Annotated in this window: 5 protein-coding genes and 3 rRNA genes; 6 read left to right on the forward strand and 2 right to left on the reverse strand. The window is 27.8% G+C overall.

Translation table 11 applies throughout. The annotated features are described in order from the left end of the window. Together BUB83_RS20750 and rrf are read left to right on the forward strand one after the other, a co-directional pair. A 23S ribosomal RNA gene (locus BUB83_RS20750) occupies positions 1–90 on the forward strand; the annotation flags it as partial. A 79-nt stretch (positions 91–169) separates the two neighbouring features. Next, positions 170–286, forward strand: a 5S ribosomal RNA gene (rrf, locus tag BUB83_RS20755). A gap of 63 nt (positions 287–349) precedes the next feature. On the opposite strand, the gene BUB83_RS22605 is transcribed toward rrf, so the two are convergent. Together BUB83_RS22605 and BUB83_RS22610 are read right to left on the reverse strand one after the other, a co-directional pair. Continuing rightward, positions 350–982 carry a hypothetical protein gene (locus tag BUB83_RS22605; protein WP_242950733.1) on the reverse strand — a complete coding sequence of 211 codons (633 nt, stop codon included), beginning with the start codon at positions 980–982 and terminating at the stop codon, positions 350–352. 129 nt (positions 983–1,111) lie between these two features. Continuing rightward, entirely contained in the window at positions 1,112–1,948 is an 837-nt protein-coding gene (locus BUB83_RS22610) for a hypothetical protein (RefSeq protein WP_242950734.1), read from the reverse strand. Positions 1,949–2,301: 353 nt separating this feature from the next. Between BUB83_RS22610 and BUB83_RS20765 the strand changes: the two genes are divergently transcribed. The 4 genes from BUB83_RS20765 to BUB83_RS20780 form a co-directional block, all read left to right on the forward strand. Then, positions 2,302–2,631, forward strand: coding sequence for a nitroreductase family protein (locus tag BUB83_RS20765; protein ID WP_073340997.1), 330 nt, complete (start codon positions 2,302–2,304; stop codon positions 2,629–2,631). Positions 2,632–2,655: 24 nt separating this feature from the next. Further along, entirely contained in the window at positions 2,656–3,636 is a 981-nt protein-coding gene (locus BUB83_RS20770) for a D-isomer specific 2-hydroxyacid dehydrogenase family protein (RefSeq protein WP_073340998.1), read from the forward strand. Between the two features lie 91 nt (positions 3,637–3,727). After that, complete coding sequence (locus tag BUB83_RS20775) at positions 3,728–4,171, forward strand: GNAT family N-acetyltransferase (RefSeq protein WP_341465362.1); 444 nt, start codon at positions 3,728–3,730, stop codon at positions 4,169–4,171. Between the two features lie 715 nt (positions 4,172–4,886). Further along, positions 4,887–5,055, forward strand: a 16S ribosomal RNA gene (locus BUB83_RS20780); the annotation flags it as partial.

The following is a 5,055-nucleotide window of genomic DNA, read 5'->3' on the forward strand; positions in this document are numbered from 1 at the left end:
CCCTGGAAGACTACCAGGTTGATAGGTCAGAGGTGTAAGTACAGTAATGTATTAAGCTGACTGATACTAATAGGTCGAGGGCTTGATCAATTTAATTAATTCACTATGCAATTTTGAATGCAACATTCGAAAGCAATTTTGAATGAATAATTCAAAAACAACTAAATAATCTGGTGATTATAGCTTGAAGGCAACACCCGTTCCCATTCCGAACACGATGGTTAAGCTTCAACACGCTGATGGTACTGCATGGGTGACTGTGTGGGAGAGTAAGTCGTTGCCAGGTAAATAAAAACTCTACTTTTAAATAAGTAGAGTTTTTTGTTTTAAATAAGTAGAGTTTTTTGTTTTAAATATATCTTTTATAATCATTTAATCTTCTCTTCTTTATATCATTTGAAACTAATTTTTCAAGTTCATCGATAATCTCTTCTTCTACTAAGTCAATATTTGTTTTTCCTATATAGCCGAATTTAATCTTATGTGATCTTATAAAGTTAATAGCTTTATAATAGGTGGCATGATCCATATACCCAGTATAAAAAAATACATAATCACATTGGGCTAGAATATTAACATCAAAAGTTGCAATAAATCCGTTTAAAGACCTTATAGTTGGGTAGTTCTCTCTAAATTTTCTTCTCCATTCTTTAGTTCCACCTATGATAATAATGTTTTTATTTTTAATATAATATTCTAAAGTATTTTTAGAAGGTGATGGAATATAATCATTATTTATCTTAAATATATATTCACGTAAAGTATTTAATTCATTTCTATATGCTTTTTCTGATAATAATTGTGTTTCAATATGATTAATTTTGTTTTGCATGTGGCTTAATTGTAAACTATTTTCTTTATTTAACTTGCAGATTTTGTTGTTCAAAATGGATTTAAAGTTTATATTTTCATTATCAAGAAGTGCTATTTTATATAAAAAATCCTTATTTTCTTTTTCAACAATATTTAATTTTTTCTGCAAAGAATCTATTTTAATAAGTAAGGTTTCTTGGTTATTTTCAAAATATAAATCTTTAGACTTCTTATATTCCTTAATTAAAGATTTGATAAAAATACCACTTACAATTGTTTGGATTATTATTTTAGGGTCTCATGAGGTATTACCTGCTTTTATATAAGCTAATAATATATCATCTATATTTATATAATTAGATTCTGAAAAAAGTAAATTTATATCAAGCTTATTAATGATAAAGAAGTTTTCTAATATTGCGCTTAATTCTGTAATAGCCTTAATATTGATATTCAGAATATCTTTATAGCTATTGATTTTACCATATTCTCTTTTTAACAGAGTTTTAATTTCTTTTATTTCAGATTTGTGTAATTCTAATTCTTTAGAAATATCTCTAGTTATAGGATTATAGAATTCAAAACTTTTCAAATCATTAATAATTGATTTGATAAATCCATGGTCAACAGCATCCACAGAACGATATATGCTAAAGTAAAAATATACGGCAGCTTCTAATCTTCCGGTTATCTTACGAGTGATTTTATCTAATTGAAAATATTTTATAGCTAATTCTTTTTTGTTGTGTTTTTTAACAGCATTGAAGACTATAGGATAATGCTTTCTCAGTAAATTGACCATGGTATTTCTTAAGTTATAATTCTGTTCTGCAATTAAAAGAAGACCAAGTACTTTTCTGCCTTGAATTTCTTGTTCAAGTGTACCTCCTGTTATGATAACATGATTGCCACAGGAAGAATTTTTAACTGCTTTATAGTAGTTAATTTCATCAAGATCATATAGTTTATTAATATCTTTTTTCATTTCAGAGTTTTTTGTCATTGAAATACTAATATTCGCTAATATATAATTTTTAAAAATCTCATCCGAAATATTCCAATTTTCCCCTATCATCTTTGAAAAAATTTCTATGTTTAAAGAATCGTTATATAAAATTCTCTTAGGTAAATTCATAGTATTTTGCTCCTTTCGGAAGAATTAGCTTTTAGTGTAGTTTTATTGCTTTTGCTAGTTGATTACTATAGGGTTTAATTTTTATGAAAAATAAATTGTTTTTATATAAAGTATATTATAATGCTAAAAGCTATAGAAAACAACACAAATATTACTATATTAACAATAAATAAGTTTAATTTTTAACAAATACATAAAACAAAATCATATTAATTTATAAAAGGTACATAATTATAAGTTAGTAAAATATATTCAAAAGTTATATGAAATATATGTTAAAATAAGATTATGGTTATTATGTTTTTGGTGCACCAATAAATGCAGAATGTTATCCAATAAATTTTTCTAGTTGGATGAGGAATAATTTAAAGAGTGTAGATAATAAGAAAACAATAATATTTTCTACACAAGCATCGTCATCAGCTGTAGCTGGGAATATTTTAAAAGGTAGTGTTGAAAAGAAAGGTTGTATGTTTGGTGCAATAAATAGAGAAGGTTTGAGAAGAGAGTTTTTTATACCAGAGCATTTTGAAATTATTATGGTAATATCTCTTGGTAAACCAAGTGAGGAAGTGGTACTTGAGGAAATTGATGAAAGTGGTGATATAAAATATTGGAGAGATGAAAAAGGCGTGCATCATGTTCCTAAAAGAAAATTAGAAGATTTAATATTAGATATTTAGATATATAGAAAGGAATGATTGCAAATGAAAATATTAGCTTATAGTCACAGACCGGATGAAACTGAGTATTTTAATGAATTCAGTGAAAAATACGATGTTGAAATTGTATTGTGTGATGATGAACCAAATTTTAATAATGTAGAATTAGCAAAAGGATTTGAATGTATTAGTATAGTTACAACAATAATATCAGGTGAGTTAGTTGAAAAATTTCATCAGGTAGGAGTAAAATTTATTTCTACAAGAACTGTTGGATATGATCATATAGATATAGAGAAAGCTAAAGAAATTGGAATTCATGTAGGGAATGCTACATATTCACCTAATAGTGTGGCAGATTATACAACTATGTTAATACTGATGGCAATTAGAAAAGTTAAGCTTATTATGGAGCGAAGTAAAGTGCAGGATTATTCTTTAAAAAAAGTTAGAGGGAAAGAATTACATAATTTAACGGTGGGGGTTATAGGTACTGGGAGAATTGGACAAACAGTTATTAAACAGTTAAGTGGATTCGACTGCAAAATTCTAGCTTGTGATGTATATGAAAGTGAAAGTGTAAAAACATATGCTGAATACATTGATTTAGAAACCTTATATAAAAATAGTGATATTATAACATTGCATATGCCAGCTACAGAGGATAATTATCATATGATTAATAAAAAGTCTATGGAAAAAATGAAAGACGGAGTTTTTATTATAAATACTGCTCGTGGATCATTAATTAATACAACTGAATTAATAGAGGCAATTGAGGAGCGAAAAGTAGATGGAGTAGCTTTAGATGTTATTGAGAATGAAACTGATATTTATTATAAAGATTTAAAGGATGAAATATTAAATAATAAAGAATTAGCAATTTTGAATTCTTTTCCTAATACAATACTTACACCACACACAGCTTTTTATACTGACCAAGCGGTAAGTGATATGGTAGAAAATTCAGTGAAAAGCTGTATATTATTTTTGGAAGGTAATGAAAATCCATGGAAAGTTAGTTAATATTTATGCTATTGAACTTCTGTAATTGATGTAATGGAGTTATCAAACCAACTTAAAAAATTATTTTAAAAATTGCTGATAGGAGAATAATATGTGTGATAAACAAGAAGAAACTAAATTAAATTATACTATTAGGTCTATTAGAAGCTCAGATGCAGAAGCAGTTTATAATCTTAGGATAATGGATGGAGTTAGAGAAAATACAATGAGTTTATTTTCACAGAGAGTAGAAAAAACAGAAGAATTTATAAAAAAATTATCTGGTGATGACCATGTTATGGTAGCTGAAATTGAAGAAAAAGTAATTAAAAAAGTGGTTGGGATTGTGGGTCTTAATGTTATAAAGCAACCAGGATCAAGACATTGTGGATATTTAGTAATAAGTGTAGATAAAAATTTTCAAGGATTAGGTATTGGAAAAGCTCTTATGGAGAAAATTATCGATATAGCCGATAATTGGTTGATGTTAATAAGGATAGAACTAGGAGTTTTTACAGACAATATAGCAGCTATTAACTTATATAAGTACTTTTGATTTCTCGTAGAAGGGGAGAAAAAGTATGCACTTATTAGTAATGGAAAATATGAGAATCAATATATCATGGCAAGGTATAACGATAAGTTAGTAAAAAGTTAGATGTATATAATCCGGTAGAAAATCACTTGGTTACTACTGGATTTATGATTTTACAGCTCTTTTTAAAGGGATAATTACTTCACGAACATTAGATTATGGTTGGCTTATTTTAGATAACAGCTTTAAGATTATAGCTAGACTGAGATGTGAGGAAACTAGTATATTTAATGAAGTTTTGGAAACGAGTAGAGTTTATATCGGTAAAATCAAATTTACTTTATAAAATTTATTAGTAAAAAGATTTAACAAACTCATCCTAGCGTGCCCATATGAGTAATATAGAGTAAAATTTAGTAATATAGATATATAGTTAGTTAATTTGACATAAAAGCCAGATTAGCAGAAATATTCATTAGTTTTAAATGATAAGATATTCCTTGTCGCCAAGAGAACTAAGAAAAATGTCGAAAGATAAGTTTTGAAAAAACTCTTGACAACATGGAAAATAAGTGATATTCTAGATAAGCTGTCGCAAGATGGTAACAAGAAATTCACAAAACAGAAATTGATCTTTGAAAATTAAACAGAGAATGATAGAATAAATTCCAGTAATGGATTCTATGTAAAATGCCAGTCAATAATTTAAGTAAATGAGTAAACAGATTAAACTTTTTAAATTGAGAGTTTGATCCTGGCTCAGGACGAACGCTGGCGGCGTGCTTAACACATGCAAGTCGAGCGATGAAGTTCCTTCGGGAACGGATTAGCGGCAGACGGGTGAGTAACACGTGGGCAACCTACCTCGAAGTGGGGGATAGCCTTCCGAAAGGAAGATTAATACC

The sequence above is a fragment of the Clostridium grantii DSM 8605 genome (genome assembly GCF_900129965.1).
Classification (GTDB): Bacteria; Bacillota; Clostridia; order Clostridiales; family Clostridiaceae; genus Clostridium_AF; species Clostridium_AF grantii.

What these genes read in the sequence shown, in the direction of transcription:
- BUB83_RS22610 (WP_242950734.1), bottom strand. Translation starts at nt 1,948, where the DNA reads ATGAATTTACCTAAGAGAATTTTATATAACGATTCTTTAAACATAGAA.
- BUB83_RS20765 (WP_073340997.1), top strand. Translation starts at nt 2,302, where the DNA reads ATGAGGAATAATTTAAAGAGTGTAGATAATAAGAAAACAATAATATTT.
- BUB83_RS20770 (WP_073340998.1), top strand. Translation starts at nt 2,656, where the DNA reads ATGAAAATATTAGCTTATAGTCACAGACCGGATGAAACTGAGTATTTT.
- BUB83_RS20775 (WP_341465362.1), top strand. Translation starts at nt 3,728, where the DNA reads ATGTGTGATAAACAAGAAGAAACTAAATTAAATTATACTATTAGGTCT.